21 protein-coding genes are annotated in these 19,546 nt (G+C 63.1%); 18 read left to right on the forward strand and 3 right to left on the reverse strand.

Features of this window, described 5'->3' with window-relative positions; translation table 11 throughout:
- The first annotated feature begins 142 nt into the window (after window positions 1-142).
- The 12 genes from rpmI (at window position 143) to LK12_RS05985 (ending at window position 11,850) form a co-directional block, all read left to right on the forward strand.
- Window positions 143-346 (forward strand): 50S ribosomal protein L35, encoded by a 204-nt coding sequence (gene rpmI / locus LK12_RS05930; RefSeq protein WP_039280704.1) that lies wholly within the window; start codon window positions 143-145, stop codon window positions 344-346.
- A gap of 13 nt (window positions 347-359) precedes the next feature.
- Window positions 360-719 (forward strand): 50S ribosomal protein L20, encoded by a 360-nt coding sequence (gene rplT, locus LK12_RS05935; protein WP_039280706.1) that lies wholly within the window; start codon window positions 360-362, stop codon window positions 717-719.
- Window positions 720-856: 137 nt separating this feature from the next.
- Window positions 857-1,747: an AraC family transcriptional regulator gene (locus LK12_RS05940; protein WP_052223213.1), complete on the forward strand. Its 891-nt coding sequence runs from the start codon at window positions 857-859 to the stop codon at window positions 1,745-1,747.
- A gap of 83 nt (window positions 1,748-1,830) precedes the next feature.
- Window positions 1,831-2,928 carry a phenylalanine--tRNA ligase subunit alpha gene (gene pheS, locus LK12_RS05945; protein ID WP_039280707.1) on the forward strand — a complete coding sequence of 366 codons (1,098 nt, stop codon included), beginning with the start codon at window positions 1,831-1,833 and terminating at the stop codon, window positions 2,926-2,928.
- A gap of 28 nt (window positions 2,929-2,956) precedes the next feature.
- A complete protein-coding gene (gene pheT / locus LK12_RS05950; RefSeq protein ID WP_039280708.1) occupies window positions 2,957-5,371 on the forward strand; it encodes a phenylalanine--tRNA ligase subunit beta in 2,415 nt (804 codons plus the stop codon).
- A 22-nt stretch (window positions 5,372-5,393) separates the two neighbouring features.
- A complete protein-coding gene (locus tag LK12_RS05955; RefSeq protein ID WP_082010388.1) occupies window positions 5,394-6,281 on the forward strand; it encodes an aldose 1-epimerase family protein in 888 nt (295 codons plus the stop codon).
- An 11-nt stretch (window positions 6,282-6,292) separates the two neighbouring features.
- The gene (locus LK12_RS05960) at window positions 6,293-7,045 is read left to right on the forward strand and encodes an SDR family NAD(P)-dependent oxidoreductase (protein WP_039280709.1); all 753 of its coding nucleotides are present in this window, start codon (window positions 6,293-6,295) and stop codon (window positions 7,043-7,045) included.
- Window positions 7,046-7,080: 35 nt separating this feature from the next.
- Entirely contained in the window at window positions 7,081-8,604 is a 1,524-nt protein-coding gene (locus LK12_RS05965) for a peptide chain release factor 3 (protein ID WP_039280710.1), read from the forward strand.
- Window positions 8,605-8,722: 118 nt separating this feature from the next.
- The gene (locus LK12_RS05970) at window positions 8,723-9,430 is read left to right on the forward strand and encodes an endonuclease/exonuclease/phosphatase family protein (RefSeq protein WP_039281571.1); all 708 of its coding nucleotides are present in this window, start codon (window positions 8,723-8,725) and stop codon (window positions 9,428-9,430) included.
- 151 nt (window positions 9,431-9,581) lie between these two features.
- Window positions 9,582-9,920: a P-II family nitrogen regulator gene (locus LK12_RS05975; RefSeq protein ID WP_008832047.1), complete on the forward strand. Its 339-nt coding sequence runs from the start codon at window positions 9,582-9,584 to the stop codon at window positions 9,918-9,920.
- A gap of 14 nt (window positions 9,921-9,934) precedes the next feature.
- On the forward strand, window positions 9,935-11,260 hold the full coding sequence (locus LK12_RS05980; protein WP_039280711.1) for an ammonium transporter: 1,326 nt from the start codon (window positions 9,935-9,937) through the stop codon (window positions 11,258-11,260).
- A 251-nt stretch (window positions 11,261-11,511) separates the two neighbouring features.
- Window positions 11,512-11,850: a P-II family nitrogen regulator gene (locus tag LK12_RS05985; protein ID WP_039280712.1), complete on the forward strand. Its 339-nt coding sequence runs from the start codon at window positions 11,512-11,514 to the stop codon at window positions 11,848-11,850.
- 1 nt (window position 11,851) lies between these two features.
- Here LK12_RS05985 and LK12_RS05990 read toward each other — a convergent pair whose 3' ends face one another.
- Window positions 11,852-12,280: a TIGR01244 family sulfur transferase gene (locus LK12_RS05990; RefSeq protein ID WP_039280713.1), complete on the reverse strand. Its 429-nt coding sequence runs from the start codon at window positions 12,278-12,280 to the stop codon at window positions 11,852-11,854.
- Between the two features lie 295 nt (window positions 12,281-12,575).
- On the opposite strand from LK12_RS05990, the gene LK12_RS25285 reads away from it, so the two are divergent.
- The 6 genes from LK12_RS25285 to queC all read left to right on the forward strand — a co-directional run bounded on the left by LK12_RS25285 (window position 12,576) and on the right by queC (window position 17,721).
- Complete coding sequence (locus LK12_RS25285; RefSeq protein ID WP_039280714.1) at window positions 12,576-13,322, forward strand: cold-shock protein; 747 nt, start codon at window positions 12,576-12,578, stop codon at window positions 13,320-13,322.
- 135 nt (window positions 13,323-13,457) lie between these two features.
- Window positions 13,458-14,648, forward strand: a complete 1,191-nt coding sequence (locus LK12_RS06000) for an aspartate aminotransferase family protein (RefSeq protein ID WP_039280715.1) — start codon at window positions 13,458-13,460, stop codon at window positions 14,646-14,648.
- A complete protein-coding gene (argF, locus tag LK12_RS06005; RefSeq protein ID WP_039280716.1) occupies window positions 14,648-15,574 on the forward strand; it encodes an ornithine carbamoyltransferase in 927 nt (308 codons plus the stop codon). The genes LK12_RS06000 and argF overlap by 1 nt, the downstream gene beginning before the upstream one ends.
- A complete protein-coding gene (hslO, locus tag LK12_RS06010; RefSeq protein ID WP_082010389.1) occupies window positions 15,571-16,476 on the forward strand; it encodes an Hsp33 family molecular chaperone HslO in 906 nt (301 codons plus the stop codon). Before argF ends, hslO begins: the two co-directional genes overlap by 4 nt.
- A gap of 181 nt (window positions 16,477-16,657) precedes the next feature.
- Window positions 16,658-16,975 carry a hypothetical protein gene (locus LK12_RS06015; protein WP_331454127.1) on the forward strand — a complete coding sequence of 106 codons (318 nt, stop codon included), beginning with the start codon at window positions 16,658-16,660 and terminating at the stop codon, window positions 16,973-16,975.
- Window positions 16,976-17,025: 50 nt separating this feature from the next.
- Window positions 17,026-17,721 carry a 7-cyano-7-deazaguanine synthase QueC gene (gene queC, locus LK12_RS06020; RefSeq protein WP_039280718.1) on the forward strand — a complete coding sequence of 232 codons (696 nt, stop codon included), beginning with the start codon at window positions 17,026-17,028 and terminating at the stop codon, window positions 17,719-17,721.
- A gap of 132 nt (window positions 17,722-17,853) precedes the next feature.
- On the opposite strand, the gene LK12_RS06025 is transcribed toward queC, so the two are convergent.
- Together LK12_RS06025 and LK12_RS06030 are read right to left on the reverse strand one after the other, a co-directional pair.
- Window positions 17,854-18,876 carry an OmpA family protein gene (locus LK12_RS06025; RefSeq protein ID WP_039280719.1) on the reverse strand — a complete coding sequence of 341 codons (1,023 nt, stop codon included), beginning with the start codon at window positions 18,874-18,876 and terminating at the stop codon, window positions 17,854-17,856.
- A 190-nt stretch (window positions 18,877-19,066) separates the two neighbouring features.
- Entirely contained in the window at window positions 19,067-19,525 is a 459-nt protein-coding gene (locus tag LK12_RS06030; RefSeq protein ID WP_039280720.1) for a DUF2793 domain-containing protein, read from the reverse strand.
- Window positions 19,526-19,546 lie beyond the last annotated feature (21 nt).

Raw genomic sequence — 19,546 nt, forward strand, 5'->3', positions numbered from 1 at the left:
GCACTTGCCTTTCGGCATTTTGCGCCCTAAAGGGCCGCCCTTCACTCGACACGGTTGAGTCTTTCACAAAGAGATTCGCGGGTCGGCCTGGCGAAAAGGGCTGCCAGGGCTGACTGCACGTGTCCCTGAACAGGAGACGAAAATGCCCAAGTTGAAGACCAAGAGCGGTGTGAAGAAGCGCTTCAAGATCACCGCCTCGGGCAAGGTGAAGCACGGCGTCGCCGGCAAGCGCCACCGCCTGATCAGCCATAACGGCAAGTACATCCGCCAGAACCGCGGCACCGAAGTGATCTCCGACGCCGACGCGAAGGTGATCAAGAAGTGGGCGCCCTACGGGCTGAACTGAGGAGCGCTAGACTATGAGCCGTATCAAGAGGGGTGTCACCACCCGCGCCAAGCACAAGCGTATTCTGGACCAGGCCAAGGGCTACCGTGGCCGCCGCAAGAATACGATCCGCGTTGCTCGCCAGGCCGTCGAAAAGGCGGGTCAGTACGCCTACCGCGACCGCAAGGTTAAGAAGCGGAATTTCCGCGCCCTGTGGATCCAGCGCATCAACGCCGCCGTTCGTGCCGAAGGCCTCACGTACTCGCAGTTCATGCACGGCGTTAAGCTTGCTGGCATCGAACTCGACCGCAAGGCGATGGCCGACCTGGCGATGAACGAAGGCGCCGTCTTCTCGGCGGTGATCGCTCAGGCCAAGGCAGCGCTGCCCGCCTGAACCGGCGTGGCGCGTTTCCGGAAGTTCATTCCGGACCGGCAATGAGAACAAGGGGCGCGGCCAGACAGGTCTGCGCCCCTTTCCCTTGCCTGATTGGGCACGAAGGATAGAATGACTGGTTTCCGGAGCGATCAGGAATGCCCTCGGCCTGCAAGGTTACCGCCAACTATCTCGGCAGCTCACCAGAATTGAGCCGGTATTTCGCGGGCATATTCCATATCGAGATCACCGTCAGGGATGGCGGTTCCATCGAGGATATCATGTTCCCTGATTGGGCGACGATGCGCTTCAACCAGGAGCCCGTTGTTGCCGGCGAGACGCGAGACGGTGGGCAGATCGATACGTCCATATTCACCGTGTCGGGGCCGCGATCCCAGGAAGTCTACATTCGCACCGGCACGATCCGCCAGTGGGGTGTTTTGATCCATCCCCTCGGCTGGGCACTTTTGGTGGGCGAACCCGCGCATGAATACGCGAACCGCTCGGTCGACGGTATGCAGGACCCGGCCTTCGAGAAGTTTCGTCCGCTTGCGAAGTCACTGTTCGCGCGCGAGAGAGATCCGCAAGCGGAACTGCGGCGTCTGACCGACTTCTTCCGGGCCATGGAACCTTTCGACGAACCGGCGGAGAAGACTATCGCCAAGGTCTACGAGGCACTCTTCAATCGCGAAATCGATTCGGTCGCCAAGCTGGCGGACGAGGCCGGGCTCAACCGTCGGTCTCTAGAGCGATTGTGCCGTCGAACCTTCGGCTTTCCCCCCAAGCTGCTGCTGCGCCGCCAACGTTTCATGCGCAGTCTCACCGATTTTACGGTCGACCCTTCGTTGAAATGGATCGGCGCGCTCGATGCTTCCTATCACGACCAGGCCCAGTTCGTGCGCGATTTTCGCTATTTCATGGGCATGACCCCGACCGAATACGGAAATCGGCACAAGCCTGTGATCGAATCGGTCATCCGCGAGCGCGCTCGTTACGGCCGCGAAAGGCTCTGGAATCCCGGTAGCGTAGGAGGGCTGGCCCTGACGTAGTTCCTGTCTCCTCCGTTGCGATTCCGCCGCGAGCCTCCTAAGGACCGCGGCGCAATACCGACCAACAACCAGGCAGAAGACACTTGGACTACGCAGCAACCGGCCAGGAGGCCCTTTTGCGCATTGAAGGCGCGACCGATCTCGAGACGGTAGAGGCGCTGCGGGTCGAGTTTCTCGGCAAGCAGGGATCGATTTCGGGCCTGCTCAAGACGCTCGGCAAGATGACGCCGGATGAGCGCAAGGTCGAGGGCCCCAAGATCCACGGTCTGCGCGAGAGCGTTGCCGACGCTCTGGCGGCCCGCAAGGACGCGCTGGAAGCCGCCGCGCTCGATGCGCGGCTGGCGGCCGAAACGATCGATCTTTCGCTGCCTGCCCCCGAAGCGCCCAAGGGTACTGTTCACCCTGTTTCTCAGGTGATGGACGAGCTGGCCGAGATCTTCGCCGACATGGGGTTCGCGGTCGCCACCGGTCCGGAGATCGAGGACGACTGGCACAACTTCACCGCGCTCAACATGCCCGAAAGCCATCCGGCGCGCGCCATGCACGACACCTTCTATTTCCCGGACCGCGATGCGCAGGAGCGCGAGATGGTGCTGCGCACGCACACCTCGCCGGTCCAGATCCGCACGATGCTCGCCGAAGGCGCGCCGCTGCGCATCATCGCGCCGGGCCGCGTCTATCGCTCGGACAGCGACGCGACCCACACGCCGATGTTCCACCAGATCGAAGCGCTGGTGATCGACAAGGACATTCACCTCGGCCACCTCAAGTGGACGCTGGAGACTTTCCTCAAGGCCTACTTCGAGCGCGAGGACATCGTCCTGCGCCTGCGCCCCAGCTACTTCCCCTTCACCGAGCCCTCGGTGGAAGTGGATGTCGGTTACGCCAACGAAGGCGGTCGCCGCGTTGTCGGCGGGTCCGGCGATGCGCCGGGCCACGCCTGGATGGAAGTGCTGGGCAGCGGCATGGTCAACCGCCGCGTCATAGAGGCCGGCGGTCTCGATCCCGACGAATGGCAGGGCTTTGCCTTCGGCGTGGGCGTCGATCGCCTCGCCATGCTGAAATACGGCATGGATGATCTGCGCGCCTTCTTCGACGGTGATGTACGCTGGCTCTCTCACTACGGATTTTCCGCCCTCGACGTTCCGACCCTTTCGGGCGGCGTCGGTACGCCTGCCTGATCGGCCGGATCGCGGAAGGAAAGAACACATGAAATTCTCGCTCTCCTGGCTCAAGCAGTACCTGGAAACCGAAGCGACGATCGAAGAGATCGCCGCCAAGCTCAATGCTATCGGCCTTGAAGTCGAAGGCATCGAGGATCCGACCGAGAAGCTCGCGGGCTTCCGCGTCGCCAAGGTGCTGACCGCCGCCAAGCATCCCGATGCCGACAAGCTGCAGGTGCTGTCCGTCGATACCGGCGAAGGCGATCCGCTGCAGGTCGTTTGCGGTGCGCCCAACGCGCGCGCCGGCATGATCGGCGTGCTCGGCTTGCCGGGTGCGACGGTTCCGGCCAACGGTCTGGTTCTGAAGAAGTCGGCGATCCGCGGTGTCGAATCGAACGGCATGATGTGCTCGACCCGCGAACTGGAGCTGGGCGAAGATCACGACGGTATCATCGAGCTTCCCGAGGATGCGCCCGTCGGCACGGCCTTTGCCGAGTATCACGGTGCCGATCCGGTGATCGATGTCGCCATCACCCCCAACCGTCCGGACTGCATGGGCGTCTACGGCATTGCCCGCGACCTTGCGGCGGCCGGCATCGGCACGCTCAGCCCGATTGCGGAACTCGACCTGCCCGGCGCGTTCCCGTGCCCGGTCGAAGTGCGCACGGATGATCCCGAAGGCTGCCCGGCGTTCTATGGCCGTGTCATCAAGGGCGTGAAGAACGGCCCGTCGCCGCTCTGGCTGCAGGAACGGCTTACTGCAGCGGGCCAGCGCCCGATCTCGGCGCTGGTCGATGCGACCAACTATCTGATGCTCGCTTATGGGCGTCCGGCCCACGCCTACGACCTTGCCAAGCTGAACGGCGCGGTTGTGGCGCGGCGCGCAAAGGACGGTGAGACCGTGCTGGCGCTCAACGAGAAGGAATACACGCTCGATTTCGAAATGACGGTGATCGCCGATGACAGCGGCGTGCACGACATTGCCGGGATCATGGGCGGCGAGCATTCGGGCTGCGGGGACGAGACCACCGACATCCTGCTCGAAATCGCCTATTTCGATCCCGAGCGTATTGCCCAGACCGGCCGCAAGCTGAACCTCACTTCGGACGCGCGCGGCCGCTTCGAACGCGGGATCGATCCGAACTTCCTCGATCAGGGCCTCGCGCACCTGACCAAGCTGATCCAGACGCTGTGCGGCGGTGAGGCTTCGGAAGTGGTTCGGGCCGGCGCGGCGCCGACGACGCCCAGGATCGTTCACTTCGATCCGGCCCTGACCGAAAAGCTCGGCGGCGTGGTCATCAAGCCCGAAGAGCAGCAGCGCATTCTCGAATCGCTGGGGTTCTCGGTGGTGGCCGAAAAGGCCGGTTTCGAGAACAGCTGGGCCGTAACGGTTCCAGGCTGGCGTCCGGACGTCGATGGCGCCCCCGATCTCGTCGAGGAAGTCGTGCGCATCCATGGTCTCGACAAGATCGAGAGCGTGGCCTTGCCGCGCGCCGAAGGCATCGCCCGCCCGACCGCGACACCGGGCCAGAAACTGGAACGGCGCGTGCGCCGCGCGGCTGCGGCACGCGGTCTTCACGAGGCCGTTACCTGGTCGTTCCTGCCGCAGGCTGAGGCGGACTTCTTCGCCGAGGGCAATGGCGGCCTGTGGGCCCTTTCCAACCCGATCAGCGAGGACATGAAGGTCATGCGCCCCTCGCTGCTTCCCGGCCTGCTGATGGCAGCCAAGCGCAATCTCGATCGCGGGGCTTCCTCGCTGCGGCTGTTCGAACTCGGCCGTCGCTATCTGCGTGGCAATGGTGGCGCGAGCGACGAGCGCATGGCGCTGGGCGTCGTGCTCGCGGGTGAAAAGACGGCGCGTGGCTGGGCCACGGGCAAGGCCGTTGCCTTCGATGCCTACGATGCCAAGGCGGAGGCGCTTGCCCTGCTTGCCGAAGCCGGCGCCCCTGCCGACAAGCTGCAGGTCATGGGCGAGGCCGGGCCGCAATTCCATCCCGGCCAGTCGGGCACCCTGCGCCTCGGTCCCAAGAATGTGCTGGCGCGCTTCGGCATGCTGCATCCGACGGCGGCCAAGGCTTTCGACATCGATGGCCCGGTGGCGCTCGCGGAAATCTACCTCGACGCCATTCCCGGCAAGAAGGGCGCTGCCTCGTTCGCGCGCAGCCACTACGCGCCGCCGGCGCTGCAGGCGGTGACGCGTGACTTTGCGTTCCTCGTGCCGGTCGATCTGCCCGCCGCCGATCTGGTGCGCGTGGTGCAGGGCGCGGACAAGGCCAATATCGTCTCCGCCCGGCTGTTCGACGACTTCCGCGGACAGGGCGTTCCCGAGGGACAGAAGTCGCTGGCCCTTGAAGTCGTGCTCCAGCCGCTCGAAAAGAGCTACAAGGACGCGGACCTCAAGGCGATCGCCGACAAGGTGACCGCCGCCGCCGCCAAGCTTGGAGCCGTCCTGCGCGGCTGACCCAGGAAACAGGAGATCGCCGGTGTCTGAAGTGGACTATGTCACCATCTCATCCGGCGATCTTGCTGCCCGGATCGATCCGTTCGGCGCTGAACTCTGCTCGCTGACCGACAGTCACGGCCGCGAGTTCATGACGGACGCCGACCCGGCTTTCTGGGCGGGGCATGCGCCGCTGCTGTTCCCGATCGTTGGCGGCCTCAAAGACGACCGCTACCGCATCGATGGCAGCGAATACGAATTGCCGCGCCATGGCTTCGCCCGCCGCTCGCGGTTCGACGTGATTGCGGCAGAGGAGGGCGAAGCACGGTTCCGCTTGCGCGACAGCGACGAAACGCGCGCGGTCTATCCTTTCGCGTTCGAGCTGGAAGTCGCCTTCCGCATCGAGGCCATGACGCTTCGTGTCGAGGCGACGGTGCGCAACCCCGGAACGGCGGCACTGCCGTTCAGCTTGGGCTACCATCCGGCTTTTGCATGGCCGCTGCCGGGTGGTGCGCCGAAGACCGATCACGTGATCGCCTTTGCAGAGCCCGAGCCGCAGCCGGTCCGGCGCCTCGATGCTTCGGGGTTGCTGCAGTCCGAAACCTTGCCGACGCCGGTAGATGGGCATCATCTGCTCCTCGATACCCCGCTTTTCGAGGATGACGCGATCATCTGGGACCAGCTGACCAGCCGGTCGCTGACGTATGGTACGCCCGGCGGCGCCCAGCTCGCCATCGCCTTTCCGGACATGCCGATGCTGGCGCTCTGGCAGAAACCGGGTGCGGCCTTCCTGTGCATCGAGCCCTGGCAGGGCCATGCCGATCCGGTTGGATTTTCCGGCGATTTCCGCGACAAGCCCGGCGTGGTGCAACTCGCGCCGGGCCGGAGCCGTTCGTTCCGCCTGGACGTGTCCGTCCTCTCGGCCGATTGAAGGAGTTTATCATGAAGACCGTTCTCGTCACTGGCGCTACCGCCGGTATCGGCGAAGCCTGTGCCCGCGCTTTCGTCGAAGCGGGCTGGCGCGTGATTGCGACGGGACGCCGGGCCGAGCGGCTGGACGCGCTGGTTGAGGAACTGGGCGCGGATCGCGTTCACCCTTGCGTGTTCGACGTGCGCGACGAGGCAGCGCGCGACGCCGCACTGGCCGATCTTCCGGCCGAATTCTCGAAGATCGACTGCCTGGTGAACAATGCCGGGCTCGCGCTCGGCACGGCCAAGGCGCAGGATGCCGATCTCGGCGACTGGAAGACGATGATCGAGACCAACGTCACCGCGCTGATCTCGCTGACCCACGCGCTCCTGCCGAAGCTGATAGAAAGCAAGGCGGTGATCGTGAACCTGTCCTCGGTCGCGGCGACCTATCCCTATACCGGGGGCAACGTCTATGGCGGCACCAAGGCCTTCGTGCGCCAGTTCTCGCTTGGCTTGCGTTCCGATCTGTCGGGCACCGGCGTGCGCGTAACCTCGATCGAGCCGGGCATGGTGGAGACCGAATTCACGCTGGTGCGCACCGGCGGCGATCAGGCGGCCTCGGATACGCTCTACGCAGGCGTGAATCCGTTGACCGGCACCGACATTGCCGACGTCGTTCTGTGGGTTGCCAGTCAGCCACCGCATGTGAACATCAATGCGCTGGAGCTGATGCCGGTGAACCAGTCCTTTGCCGGTTTCCAGGTGGCGCGGAACGGGCAGTAGTTGCGAGCATCGCCGCGCATCCCTAAAGCGCGCGCATGACTGCATCGCGCCGTACCTTCGCCATCATTTCGCACCCCGACGCGGGTAAGACCACGCTGACCGAAAAGCTTCTGCTGCAAGGCGGTGCGATCCACCTTGCCGGCGAGGTCAAGGCCCGCGGGCAGGCGCGGCGTGCGCGGTCCGACTGGATGAAGATCGAGCAGCAGCGTGGCATCTCCGTCACCAGTTCCGTCATGACCTTCGAGCGCGACGGCATCACTTTCAACTTGCTCGACACACCGGGTCACGAGGACTTCTCGGAAGATACCTACCGTACGCTCACCGCGGTCGATTCGGCGATCATGGTGATCGACGCGGCCAAGGGCATCGAGCCGCAGACGCGCAAGCTGTTCGAGGTCTGCCGCCTGCGGTCGGTGCCGATCATCACCTTCGTCAACAAGGTCGACCGCGAAGGTCGGGCCTGTTTCGACCTGCTGGACGAAGTGGCGGACATGCTGGCGCTCGATGTCTGCCCGATGTCCTGGCCGGTCGGCATGGGTGGCCTGTTCGAGGGCATCCTCGATCTCGGCACGGGCAAGGTCAGCCGGCCCGAAGGCGGCTCGCGCGAGTTCCTCGGCAAGGTCGATGAGAACGCGGAGCTTCCCGGGGAAGTGGCCGAGGAAGTCGAACTGGCGCAGGTCGGCTATCCCGAATTCGATATCGATGCCTATCGCGGCGGGGACCTGACACCGGTCTATTTCGGTTCGGCGCTCAAGAATTTTGGCGTGGTCGAGCTGATCGAGGCCATTGCCAATTTCGCCCCGCCGCCGCGCCCGCAGCCGACCGAAGCAGGCCCCGTGGAGCCGGACAACAAGGAAGTGTCGGGCTTCATTTTCAAGGTGCAGGCCAACATGGATCCGATGCACCGTGACCGCATCGCCTTCATGCGACTGGTCTCCGGCACCTTCAAGCGCGGGATGAAGCTGACGCCGTCGGGGCTGGGAAAGCCGATTGCCGTGCACTCGCCGATCATGTTCTTCGCGCAGGACCGCGAGATCGCCGACAGCGCCGAGCCGGGCGACATCATCGGCATCCCCAACCACGGTACGCTCCGGGTGGGCGATACGCTGTCGGAGAAGAACCAGATCCGCTTTACCGGCCTTCCCAACTTCGCGCCGGAAATCCTGCGCCGCGTCGCACTCAAGGACCCGACCAAGACCAAGCAGTTGCGCAAGGCGCTGGACGATCTTTCCGAGGAAGGGGTGATCCAGGTCTTCTATCCCGAGATCGGCGCGCAATGGATCGTGGGCGTGGTCGGCCAGCTCCAGCTCGACGTGCTGATCTCGCGGCTGGAGGCGGAATACAAGGTCGAGGCGATGCTGGAAGCGGCGCCTTTCGACACCGCACGCTGGATCAAGGGCAGTGACAGGGCGCTCGACGAGTTTGCCGAGTTCAACAAGATGAACCTCGCCAAGGACCGCGACGGCGACCCGGTGTTCATGGCAAGGTCGGCCTGGGACGTCGGTTACCAGCGGGAGCGCAATCCGGACCTGACTTTCAGTGCCACGAAGGAACGTTGAACACCGCTGACGGGAACCGAGCACAAGGCCTGCGCATTGGCGGAGGGGTCCGCATTGGCAATTGGGCGCGCGCGGGCCTAAGTTGCTCGATGCCAGCAGATCGCTCGAGGCCCCCAGATTGCAGATCAAGTTTGCCAGCTACAACATCCACAAGGCCGTAGGACTGGACCGGCGCCGCGACCACGAGAGGATTCTGCGGATCCTTCGTGAGGTCGACGCCGACATCATCGCCTTGCAGGAAGTGGACCGCAGGTTCGGCCGCCGGATGGCCGTGCTGCCACTCGATGCCATCCATGCCGCCACCGATTACGTGCCGGTTCCGCTGTCGATGAAGCCCGACAGCCTGGGATGGCATGGCAATGCCCTGCTCGTGCGCAAGGGCATTGAATTGATCGAGGCTGCCCCGGTGCCTCTTCCGGTGCTGGAACCGCGCGGGGCCATCCGGGCCGATTTCGCAGTGGATGGACGGCGCATCCGGACTATCGGGATGCATCTGGATCTTTCCGGCCTGCGCCGCAGGCATCAGGTGCGCAGCGTGCTCGACCACTGCGCGGATTGCGACCATCACGTTCCCACGGTGATGATGGGAGACCTCAACGAGTGGTCCCAGCACGGGGGGTGCCTGCAGGAATTCCATCACGGGGCGTGGAAGGTCCTGTCTCCCGGCCGCAGTTTTCCCTCGCGCCGGCCCATCGCCCGCCTCGATCGCATCATTGTTTCGGCGGAATGGCAGGTTCTGGGAACCAATGTGCATCATAGCCCGTTGTCAGCGACAGGTTCTGACCACCTTCCGGTCTTTGCCTCTCTCGCATTGCCTAAAAAATAGGCAGCTGCTCAGGAATCGGGCGGTACAGTGTGCCTGATCTGCGGTAATCGGCGCCTCGGTGCCTTGAATCTTGCCGATTGGTAAATTGGCACACCCTTTGCTTTGTCTATCCACAGCCGGCGCTGGGGCCGGTGGCTAACAGGGGATAGGCATGAAGTTCATCATAGCCATCATCAAGCCCTTCAAGCTCGACGAAGTGCGAGAAGCGCTGGGCGGGATCGGCGTTGCCGGCATGACCGTGTCCGAGGTGAAGGGTTTCGGCAGGCAGAAGGGCCAGACGGAAATCTACCGTGGGGCCGAATATTCGACCAACATGCTGCCGAAGGTGAAGATCGAGGTCGCTGCACCTGACGATCTGGCACCGAAGATCGTCGAAACGATCCAGCAGGTCGCCAGCACCGAAGCCATCGGCGACGGCAAGATTTTCGTCCTCGACCTGGCTTCTGCCGTGCGCATCCGCACCGGCGAAGCCGGCGACACCGCGCTTTGAGGAGGGTAACCACGATGAACCGCAAGATTCTCTGCGGCGCCGGCGCTCTTGGTGCGTCGCTGTTCGCCGCCATGCCCGCCTGGGCACAGATGCAGGCTGCCGAATCGGCGCCGGCTGTAGCCAATCCCGGCAACAACGCCTGGATGATGACCGCGACCATTCTGGTCCTGCTCATGATCCTTCCCGGCCTTGCCCTGTTCTACGGCGGTCTGACCCGCTCGAAGAACATGCTTTCCACCATGACCCAGGTCGGTGCCGCCGCTGCGTTGGCCATGCTGATCTGGGTGATCTACGGCTACTCGACCGCGTTCGGTCCGGAAGGCAACGCCTTCTTCAGCTGGGGCAACCTGTTCCTCGCGAACACCACGCCGGACAGCACCGCTGCAACGTTCTCCGATGAAGTCATCAGCGAGTACGTTTTCATCTGCTTCCAGATGACCTTCGCTGCAATTACTGCCGCACTGGTCCTGGGTGCCACCGTCGAGCGCATGAAGTTCTCGGCTGTGATGGCGTTTACGGCTGTCTGGTTGACGATCGTCTATTTCCCGATCGCGCACATGGTCTGGGCAGGTGGCGGCCTTCTCTTCGAGATGGGCGCTCTCGACTTCGCCGGCGGTACCGTCGTGCACATCAACGCCGGCGTCTCGGCGCTGGTAGCTGCGATGATCCTCGGCAAGCGCAAGGGCTATCCCGCCGAGCCGATGCCGCCGCACTCGCTGACGCTGACCATGGTCGGCACCGGCCTGCTGTGGGTGGGCTGGTTCGGCTTCAACGCCGGTTCCGAACTCGAAGCCGACGGCACCGCCGGCCTCGCCATGATCAACACTTTCGTCGCTACCGCTTCGGCCGGTCTGTTCTGGATGCTCGCTGAAAAGTTCAGCGGTCACAAGGGCTCGGCCCTGGGCTTTTGCTCGGGCATCATCGCCGGTCTGGTCGCTGTTACCCCGGCTGCCGGCAACTCGGGTCCGTTCGGCGCGATTGTGCTTGGCGCCGTTGCCTCGATCATCTGCTTCATCATGGTCTCCAAGGTGAAGCCGGCCTTCGGGTACGACGACTCGCTCGACGCTTTCGGCATCCACGGCATCGGCGGCATCGTCGGCGCCATCGGCACCGGCATTGTCTATCAGCCGGGCCTCGGCGGTCCGGGAGACGGCTCGGTCGCCATGGGTGCTCAGGTCTGGATCCAGATCCAGGCAGTGCTCGTCTCGATCGTCTGGGCTGCCATCGGCACCGCAATCGCGATCTTCATCGCCAAGTTGATCACCGGCCTGCGCGTCACTCCCGAAGTCGAACAGGAAGGTCTCGACATCGGCGAGCATGGCGAGCGCGCCTACAACTAAGACTTACGAGTTTGGCGGCGGCGGGTACTTCCTCCTCTCCTCCCACCTGTCGTCGCCAACAGATGTTCCTCCTGCGAACATAACCTCAATGGGCCGGAGCCAGCCGCTCCGGCCCTTTTTTCTTTGGCCGGTTACACGGGAAGCGCGGTTTTTCTTTCCTGCGGTCCTACAATGTGGAACACTATTACGGCAGGGCGACGTCACGCCGCTCGGCGGATCTATGGCAACGTGCAGGGAAGCGGGGGGTAGCCATGAAGTTCGTCACCGCCATCATCAAGCCTTTCAAGTTCACCGAGGTGAAGGAAGCGCTCGCCGAGGCGGGGATCCTGGGGCTCACCGTCACGGAAGTAAGCGGATACGGGCGGCAGAAAGGCCAGAGCGAGGTCTATCGCGGCGCGGAATACACCTCGAGCATGTTGCCCAAGCTCAAGCTGGAAATGGCCGTGCCCGATGCTATCGAGGCGAAGGTCCTCGAGGTGGTGCGCCAGGCGGCGAACAACCAGGAAATCGGGGACGGAAAGATTTTCGTGTTCGAGCTGTCCGACGCGGTCCGCATCCGGACCGGGGAACGCGGCGAACTGGCTCTCTAGGTCATTTTCCCGCTGCGAGCATGTCGATCAACTGGCGTACGGGCGTGACATCGTAGCCGGCCGCTGCCGCCTTCGAGGCGATCGCCGCCGGGTTGTCGCCGGCCTTGGCACGTGCCAGCGCCCACAGCAGGGTCGAGCGGGTTCCCGAACGGCAGTAGGCCAGCACCGGGCCCTGCGCGCTTTCGAGAGCTTCATGCATGGCGTCGACCTGGGCCTGGCTGAATCCCGCATGAGTCACGGGAATCGCGACGTAGTCGATTCCCGCATCGCGTGCGGCCGCTTCGATTTCGGAGCCGGGCGTCTGGTCGTCGCTTTCGCCTTCCGGACGATTGTTGATGATCCGTGCGATCCCCATCGTCTTGGCCTGCGCCACGGCGTCCTTGTCGATCTGCGGGCTTGCAAATACGGTGTCGGTGATCTGGCGGAACATGGATTTCTCCGTAAAAAGGACCGTTTGGAGCCCAATCGAGCTCTTGCACTGCGACCTTCAATACCCGGTAGACCGAACATGCAAGGCAAATAGCAGGTTAAAATCTTTCGGCGGCTGCGACCTATTCGAAATAGCCACGTATTTGTGTTCGCTATTGGGCGCAGACTCGTGTAAGAGGCATGATTGCAGGAAAGGGTTGGGCCATGATCCCGGCTCCTTACCTGACGCCCGGCGCGGTTTCGTCCACGTGTCCGGGCGAATGCTTTTGGGGCGTTGTGAAGGTACGTTCGTAAAGATGGGTTTTGATAGAGGTCGTCGCGGAAGGGGACGCGACAAGCGGGATCGGTTTGGAGAGGACGATTTCGATCCGTTCTTCGGCGGTCAGGATCGTTTCGGTGGCCAGGATCGCTTCGGCGGTGGTGACCGATTTGGCGGAGGCGATCGTTTCGGCGGCGGTGGCGACGACCGCGGCGGCGGTTTCGGCGGTGGCCCGCGCGGCGGCGGTGGCGGTCGTGGTGGTTTCGGCGGCGGCCCGCGTGGCGGCGGCATGCCTGCCCAGGTCGTCGGACAGGGCAAGGGCACGGTCAAGTTCTTCAACTCTGCAAAAGGCTTCGGCTTCATTCAGCGTGATGAAGGCGGCGACGATGTGTTCGTGCACATCAGCGCAGTCGAACGCGCCGGCCTGGAAGGCCTGGCAGAGGGGCAGGAACTGGAATTCCAGCTCGTCGATCGCGGCGGCAAGATTTCCGCCAGCGACCTGGTGGTCGTGGGCGACGTGATCCCGGTCGAAAAGCGCGAAGCGGCGCCGCAGCGCCAGCTGACCGGCGAACGGGCAACCGGCACGGTCAAGTTCTTCAACTCGATGAAGGGTTTCGGCTTCATCACCCGCGATGATGGGCAGGCTGACGCTTTCGTCCACATCAGCGCCGTGGAGCGTTCGGGCATGCCGGGCCTCAACGAAGGCGACCGGGTGGAATTCGACATCGAGGTCGATCGACGAGGCAAGTACTCGGCGGTCAACCTTGTGCCGCATCAGGGTTGAACCTGCTCGCTCTGCTCCCGGTGGTTTGACCGGGAGGTTGCAAAAGCATAAATGCGCGCAAATGGCGGTCCGGTAAGGGCCGCCATTTGTCGTTTCCGATCTTCACATCACACTACAGTTTCAAGGAATGCCGACATGTCGATCACACCGCTGATGCCTGTTTATCCCCGTTGCGGCGTTCGGCCCGTGCGCGGAGAACATTGCCATCTCATCAGCGAGGACGGTCGCCGATTCCTGGACTTTGCCAGCGGCATCGCCGTCAATGCCCTCGGGCATTCGCACAAGGGGCTGATCGGCGCGATCCAGAAGCAGGCCGAGACGCTCATGCATGTCTCCAATCTCTATGGCAGCCCGCAGGGGGAGAAGATTGCCCAGCGGCTGGTCGATCTGACATTCGCCGATACCGTGTTCTTCACCAATTCCGGTGCAGAAGCGGTGGAATGCGCTATCAAGACCGCGCGCGCCTATCACCAGTCCGTGGGCAACGAGGACAAGTTTGAACTGATCACGTTCAACAATGCCTTCCATGGCCGTACGATGGCGACCATCAGCGCATCCAGCCAGGACAAGATGCACAAGGGCTTCCTGCCCCTGCTTCCCGGCTTCAAGTATTGCGATTTCAACGACCTCGAGGCGGCCAAGGCGGCCATCGGCCCCAACACCGCCGGCTTCCTGGTCGAGCCGATCCAGGGCGAAGGTGGGATTCGCGAGGCTAGCGATGAATTCCTGCAGGGCCTGCGCAAGCTGTGCGACGAACATGACCTGATGCTGGTGCTTGACGAAGTGCAGAGCGGTGTCGGCCGCGCCGGCACTTTCTATGCCTACGAGCAGTACGGCATCGAGCCCGACATCATGGCGACGGCCAAGGGTATCGGCGGCGGCTTCCCGGTGGGGGCCTGCCTCGCGACCGAAAAGGCTGCCCGCGGCATGGTGTTCGGCACGCACGGGTCCACGTATGGCGGCAACCCCTTCGCCATGGCGGCAGTCGGAGCCATACTGGACGTAGTGCCCGACGAGACGTTCCTCGCGGAGGTGCGGGCGAAGGGTGACCGGCTCAAGGCGCGCATCGAGCAGTTCATCGGCAACTACCCCGAGCTGTTCGAGGGCGTGCGCGGGCGTGGCCTGTTCATCGGCATCAAACTCAAGACTGAACCGCGGCCTTTCGTGGCGCATCTGCGGGACAATCACGGAGTTCTGACGGTTGCCGCGGGCGACAACGTGGTCCGTGTCTTGCCGCCGCTCGTGATCGATGACAGCCACATCGACGAATTCATGGAAAAGCTGTCCGCAGGAGCGGAGAGTTACCAGCCGCAGGAGGCGGGGTGATGGCGCATGACTTCCTGAGCTTGTCCGATGCCGGCGGCGATGCGCTGGCCGCCATGATCAATGACGCCATGGACCGCAAGTCGCTGCGCAAGGACTGGGCCAAGGCGCGCCCCGACATGGATGCGCCGCTTGCGGGGCATGTTCTGGCAATGATCTTCGAGAAGAATTCCACGCGCACGCGGGTGTCGTTCGACATGGCCATGCGCCAACTCGGCGGGTCGGCGCTGATCATGGAATCGGGAAGCACGCAGCTTGGTCGCGGCGAAACCGTGGCGGACACGGCGCGCGTCCTCAGCCGCATGGTCGATGCGATCATGATCCGGACCGATGACCACGCCAAGATCGAGGAACTGGCACACTATGCCGATGTGCCGGTGATCAATGGCCTCACCGACCTTTCGCATCCCTGCCAGATCGTTGCGGACCTGCTGACGGTGGTCGAGCAGGGCTTCGCGTTGCCCGGGCTCCAGATGGCCTGGCTGGGAGACGGCAACAACGTCGCAAATTCGCTGATCGAGGCGGCGGGCCTCATGAAGTTCACCATCCGCATCGGTGGTCCTCCGGGCTACGAGCCGGATGTCGGCTTCATCGAGCGCGCACGCGCCGCCGGTGGCGAAGTGATCCTGACCAATGATCCCCGCGAGGCGGTCTCCGGGGCGCAGATCGTCGTGACGGATACCTGGGTCTCCATGGGGCAGCCCGGCGGCGAAAAGCATGTGGCGGCCATGCAGCCCTATCAGGTCAATGCCGATCTCATGGCGCTGGCCGCACCGGCAGCCCGGTTTCTGCACTGTCTGCCGGCGCACCGTAACGAGGAAGTTACCGACGAAGTGATCGACGGGCATCAGTCGGTGGTCTGGGATGAAGCCGAAAACCGCATTCACGCACAGAAGTCTGTCCTGCTCTGGGCTTTGGAAAAGCTGTGACCGACGACTATCTGATCCGCCACGACACCGGTTTCGACCGGGTGCTGGCCTTTTCGGTTCCCGCCCGGCATGCGCGGGGACGGGTCGTACGGCTCGGTCCCGTGCTGGAGACCGTTCTTTCGGCGCACGATTATCCTCCCGTCATCAAGCATCTGCTTGCCGAAGCCCTGGTGTTGACCGCCTTGATGGGAGCGCTCCTCAAGGAAGAGGGGTCGCAAATGACCATTCAGGCCCAGTCGGAGGGCGCCCCGGTCGATTTGCTGGTCTGCGATTACCGAGATGGGGAGGTGCGCGGTTACGTGCGCCACGACGATGCGGCGCTTGAAGGCCTGAGCGAAAACCCGAACCTGGAAGCGCTGTTCGGCAAGGGCTATCTGGCGATAACCTTCGATCTGGCTGCCACCGGGGAGAGATACCAGGGCGTCGTTCCGCTGGAAGGGGAGTCGCTGGCCCAGGCCTGCGAAACCTACTTTGCGCAGTCCGAGCAGATTCCCTCGCTCATCCGCGTGGCGGTCCGGACGAACGGGCCGCGATGCAATGCAGGCGGTCTGCTGCTCCAGCACCTTCCCGACAGCGAGGAAGGCAAGGAACGGTTGCATGCCGGCGAGGAGCACCCGGACTGGGAACATGTATCTATCCTGGCTGCGACGATCCAGCCGGAGGAACTGGTCGATCCCATACTCACTCTGGAACAGCTGATCTGGCGCCTGTTCCACGAGGAAGAGGAAGTGCGGGTCGAGCCGCTTGCACCCCTGGCGCGTGGGTGCCGGTGCACGGTGGAGCACTACCAGAAGATTCTCTCGCGTTTTCCGGAAGATCAAAGAGAAGAAATGCGCGATCCCGATGGACTAATTCCAGTCGATTGCGCATTTTGTTCCAAGATACTTCGGATACCCGCTTAAGGCCTGCTTCATCGGCAATGTGCTTAAGTTGCTGCAACTGGCATCGGTTACATGTAAAAGTGGAATCTGTCGGAGGCGTTGGTTTCGGGGAACGAAGTTGAAAATTCGCTACGCAGTATTGTCCTTGGCGGCCATGGGGGGCGTCGCGGTTCCGGCATACAGCCAGAAGCCTTCATTGGGCATGCTCGATGAACTCGATAAAGGTGCGTGGGAGCTTCGCGAAAGAGGGGATGGCGCCGCCGTTCACAAACTGTGCGTCGAAAACGGGCGCGAACTGATCCGGCTGAAGCACCGCGGAATGGCGTGCAGCAGCGTGGTGGTCGAAGACAAACCCGACGAAATCACGGTCCAGTATACCTGCCGGGGGCGGGGCTACGGCAGGACCCACATTAGGCGGGAGACTAATCGGCTTGTCCAGATCGACAGCCAGGGCATTGTGAACGGCCTGCCTTTTTCGCTGGTGGAGGAAGGACGAAGGGTCGGAGCCTGCCGCAACTGATCCGATGCCTTTCCGTTGCCAGCATGACGCAACCGGCGTAGCGCAAAGCCATGCAGAATTCTTCCTCCCCGCAAGCAAGGCAGGCTGTCGTGCTTCTGTCCGGCGGTCTCGATTCCATGGTCTCCGCCGGCATCGCGCGTGAATCCGGCTTCGAAATCAACGCGCTCACCATTGACTACAACCAGCGTCATCGCCGCGAAATCGAAGCGGCGGGAACGATCGCCCAGCATCTCGGTGCAAACCGTCACGTCGTGCTGCCGCTGGATTTACGCCAGTTCGGCGGTTCCGCACTCACCGACGACATCGATGTGCCGAAGGAGGGTGTTGGCGACGATATCCCGGTCACTTACGTGCCTGCACGCAACCTCGTGTTTCTCTCGCTCACACTGGCATGGGCCGAAGCCCTGGGCGCGCATGACATCTTTATCGGCGTCAATGCCCTCGATTATTCCGGCTATCCCGATTGCCGGCCCGAATTCATTGCCGCCTTCGAGAGCATAGCCGATCTGGCGACGAAGGCTGGCGCGCAGGGACAGAAAGTAAAAATTCACGCTCCACTGCAGTATCTCGGCAAGGCCGACATCGCACGTGAAGCGGATCGCCTGGGGCTGGATGCCGGGATGAGCTGGTCCTGCTACGATCCGCAACCGGATGGCCGCGCCTGCGGGCTGTGCGACAGTTGTCGGCTGCGCAGGACGGGCTTTGCGGAAGCCGGTCTGGTCGACCCCACGCCCTACGCCGCCTGAAATCGCGTCGGCGCCGGTACCGGGCGGGCTTCCAGTCGCCGGTTCCAGAGGCCTGTCGGAGTTCGCCTCAGGCAAAAGAAAAGGGGCCCGGATTTCTCCGGGCCCCAATTCTCTTGACCGTTGCCGGTTCGCTTACATGCCCGAACCCGGACCGTAAGTGATCTCGACGCGGCGGTTCTGCAGTTCGCGCACACCGTCTGCGGTGGGAACGCGCGGATTGCTTTCACCGAACGCCTGGCTCGAGATCGCGCCGTCGGGGATCCCGTGGCTGGTGAGGTACGCACGGACCGAGTCGTTGCGACGCTCGGACAGGCCCATGTTGTACTGCACGGTGCCCGAACGGTCGGTGTAGCCGGCCAGCATGATCGGAACATTGTCGCAGTTCCCGTAGGCGCTGATCGCGCTGTCGAGAATGGTCGCGGCCTCCGGCGTGATGTCCGACTTATCCCAGTCGAAGAACACGATGTACGGACCCTTGTTGCAGACCACTGCCGGCGGAGGCGGCGGGGGCGGCGGGGGCGGCGGAGGCGGCGGCGGAGGCGGCGGGGGAGGCGGCGGCGGAGCAGCCGGTTCGCCGAAGTTGTAGGTCAGCGTGCCGAGCAGCGAGTGCGAACGCCAGCGGGTGCTGAGCTGCTCGCCGGTCGGGGCGACGAGGTCGACGTTGTCGACGTTCATGAAGCGGTACTTCAGGCCCGCGTCCCAGTGATCGTTGATCGGGGCGCGAACGCCGGCAAGGATCTGCCAAGCAAAACCGCTGTCGGAATCGTCGATGTTGTCGACATCGACACGAGCCACGCCGACACCGCCGCCGACGAAGCCCTGAATGCCGTCATCGGGACCGAAGTCGAGAAGACCATTGGCCATGAACGACAGGTTGCTGGCATCGCCGCTGATGTCATTCAGGTTGGCCTGGCGATAGCTCGCTTCGGTTTCGAGACGGAACGCGCCGAAATCGTAACCGAGCGTAGCACCGCCGTCCCAGCCCTTGTCGAAATCGATAGTTTCAGCGTTGTTGACACCGTCAATATCGACGTCGGCATCTTCGACGATCATGCCGCCGAAGCCGAGTTCGATATACCAAGAGTCGTCACGCGCGAACGCGGGCGTGGCAATGGCAGTAGATGCCAGCGCCAGTCCAATGACGAGTTTCCTCATACGTTTCCCCTACTAAAGAGATATGGAGCCACCGAGTGCAGCGAGTGTCTAACCCCTCCGTAAACTGCGTGCAAGTGCACATTCATCGCGACTGTTGCAATAATGTCGCTATTTTGTGCGCCTGCAGATAGTTTCGGCGTCTTGGTCAGACAGAACACGTCACTAAATAACCCCTGTTTGTTACAACCTGTTATTCCGTTGGGAAGGCACCCACTACCCGAAGGGCGTCGATCAGCAGACCGATCGCGGCCCGGGCTTCGACATCAACGGTCGTCCCGCCCTGGGGTTCCAGTGGGGCGGAAGCTTTTCTCCAAAAACCAAAAAAAAGATTTTCCTGGCCTGTGGAGACATCGAAGACACGCAGGCCATCGCGCGGTTGGATGAATGTCCAACTATTCGCGCTGAAACACGCAAGCGCGCCTTCCCGACCTTCCCAATCCCCCGTGGCTCCAGCCGCGACCAGCCACGTCTCTCCCTGCGTCGGAGCGGGTGGCGGCGTACCGGTTTCGCCCTCGATGCTGCAATGGAGCAGTGCATCCGTAAGGACGAAGGCCTCGTTTACGAAGACTTCCTTCTGGGCCTGTTCCGCGTAGAGCAAGGGGAGGCCAAAGCGCGGGCTGGCGCTGTCGAACATTAGCGGGTCGGTCATGAAGATCTCCTGGGTGGAAGC

This window comes from Novosphingobium malaysiense (assembly GCF_000802225.1).
GTDB lineage: Bacteria > Pseudomonadota > Alphaproteobacteria > Sphingomonadales > Sphingomonadaceae > Novosphingobium > Novosphingobium malaysiense.